The organism is Achromobacter sp. (assembly GCF_036567245.1).
Classification (GTDB): Bacteria; Pseudomonadota; Gammaproteobacteria; order Burkholderiales; family Burkholderiaceae_B; genus Achromobacter.
The window spans coordinates 1-2,546 of sequence record NZ_DATCUY010000641.1 but is presented as its reverse complement, the minus strand read 5'-3'; the positions used below and the strand labels follow the sequence as shown (position 1 = coordinate 2,546).

Genomic DNA, 2,546 nt, shown 5'->3' with positions numbered 1-2,546 from the left:
TGACGGCGGCCGGTCCGCGTCCGCACGCTGCTACCCCGTTGCCACGTTCCGTCCGCGCCACCCGCGCGTCCGGATGCGTGCCGTCATTCAGGCTCATGCGCACCGGCCAGCCCTGCCCGTACCCGGGAAGGCCGCCGGGCGTGCGGGCCGGACCACCGGTTCCAGACATGAAGAAAGCCACGATCTACAGACTGCTGCTGGGCGCGCTCGCCAGCGGCTCCGCCCAGGCCCAGCCCACGGAACCCGCCGTGCAAACCCTGGCGCCCACCACCGTGCACGGCGCGGCAGCCGAAGCGCCCGCCCCCAACGGCCCCATCAACCTGAACGCGCGCGACAGCACCGGCAGCCGCCTGGGCCTGACCCTGCGCGAAACCCCCGCCAGCGTCACCGTGATCTCGCGCGAGCAGATCGAAGCGCGCGGGTCCCTGAACACGCAGGAGATCGCCCGCGGCATTCCCGGCGTGGACAACGCCTCGCCGCCCGGCAATGCCGGCGCGGTCAGCTACCGCGGCTTCTCCGGCGGCCAGGTCTCGCAACTGTTCAACGGCATCTCCGTGCAGTACGACTCCATCGCCGCGCGGCCGGTGGACAGCTGGATCTACGACCGGGTCGAGGCGATAGGCGGCCCCTCCACCTTCCTGTTCGGCGCGGGCGCGGTGGGCGGCGCCATCAACTACGTCACCAAGCTGCCCGAACGCGACACCTTCTACGACGGCCAGCTGCGGCTGGGCTCGTTCGACAGCCGCCAACTGTCGGTGGGCCTGAACCAGCAACTGGCGGGCGAGCCCGGCGGCCGCGGCCACTATCTGCGCATCGACGCCAACACCGATTCCAGCCACGGCTGGGTCGACGGTAACCATTCCCGCGCCAGCCAGGTGGCCGCCTCGCTGCTGTCCGACCTGGGCGCCGACGTGACCCAGACCTTCGCCTTCGAGTACCAGCGCGAACAGATCGACCGCCCCTACTGGGGCACGCCGCTGAAAACCGACGCCAACGGCGTGGTGCAGGGCACGGGCCGCATCCTGGATGGCACGCGATTCAAGAACTACAACGTCAACGATGGCCTGTATGAGCAGTCGGTGCTGTGGGCGCGCTCCCTGACCGAATGGCGCGCCGGCTCCAATCTGACCTTCAAGAATACGCTCTACTACTATCGCGCCGAACGCGATTACCGCAATCTGGAGAGCTACCGCCTGAACGCCGGCAACAGCCTGGTGCTGCGCTCCGGCGCGCTGCTGCAGCGCCACGAGCAAAGCCTGATCGGCAACCGGGTCGAAGGCCTGTACCGCTCGACCCTGGCCGGCCTGCCCAGCGACTGGTCCTTCGGCGTGGACGTCAGCCAGAACAAGATCACGCGCTATCCCACCAGCCTGCCCGCCCAGGTGGATGCAGTCGATCCCTACGACTTCTCGGCCGGCGATTTCTACGATATCCCTGGCATGAAACGCGGCCATGTCGCCGATCGCGACAACCGCATCCGCACGCTGGCGCTGACGATGGAAAACCGCACCACGGTGCTGCCGGGCGTGGCCATCGTGTCGGCGCTGCGCAAGGACTTCATCGACCTGGACCTGACCAACCGCCGCGCCGTCACGGCGGCTTCGCCCGCCAGCGCGCAGCGCAGCTACTCGCCGCTGACCGGGCGGCTGGGTGTGAACTGGGAACTGAGTCCGGAGGCTACGCTGTACGCGCAGTACGCCACCGCGGCGGATCCCCCCTCCGGCATATTGGCCACGGCCTCGTTCGCCGACGTGCTGAGCAATGACAAGCTCAGCACCGGCAGACAGGCCGAAGTGGGCGGCAAATTCAACTTCTGGGACGGCCGCGGCACGGCCACCGTGGCGGTCTATGAGATCAAGCGCAAGAACATCGCCACCTCGGACCCCAACAACCCCGGCGTCAGCGTGCCGGTGGGCGCGCAATCGGCGCGCGGCATCGAACTGGCCGGCGGCCTGCAACTGACGTCCCAGCTGTCCCTGCAGGGCAACGTCGCCTTCGTCGACCCTCAGTACGACGACTTCTCGCAATCGGTGGGCGGCGTGGCGGTCTCGCGCAACGGCAACGTGCCGACCAATACGCCGCGCCGTTTGGCCAACGTCTGGCTGGATTACGCCTTCCTGCCCGACTGGACCGCCAGCATGGCGGCGCGCTACGTCGGCCGCATGTATGCCGACGCCGCCAATACCGTCTGGACGCCGTCCTACACCGTGTTCGACGCGGCGCTGTCGCACCGGATCAATCGCAACCTGAGCGTGACGGCGCGCGTGCGCAACCTGACCGACAAGGTCTACGCCGCGAACGCCACGCCGACCATGTATTACCTGGGCGCCCCGCGCTCGGTCGAGCTCACCTTGCAGGCCCGCTTCTGATCGGTTCGCCAGGACAGACCGCCATGAACACGACCCTTGCTTCCTCGTCCCGGCGTTCCGCCGGACCGCCGCTGGCGGCGCGCGCCAAGCGGTGGCTGTACCTGATCCACCGCTGGGCGGGCATCGTGCTGTGCCTGTTCTTCGCCATGTGGTTCATCTCCGGCGTGGTGATGATGT

At 68.4% G+C, this 2,546-nt stretch carries 1 protein-coding gene and 1 pseudogene; both read left to right on the top strand.

The features are described 5' to 3' along the window. The first annotated feature begins 167 nt into the window (after window positions 1-167). On the top strand, window positions 168-2,369 hold the full coding sequence (locus VIR09_RS27150) for a TonB-dependent receptor (protein WP_332015686.1): 2,202 nt from the start codon (window positions 168-170) through the stop codon (window positions 2,367-2,369). 23 nt (window positions 2,370-2,392) lie between these two features. Next, window positions 2,393-2,546: pseudogene (locus tag VIR09_RS27145) on the top strand (PepSY domain-containing protein); the annotation flags it as partial.

What these genes read in the sequence shown, in the direction of transcription:
- VIR09_RS27150 (WP_332015686.1), top strand. Translation starts at nt 168, where the DNA reads ATGAAGAAAGCCACGATCTACAGACTGCTGCTGGGCGCGCTCGCCAGC.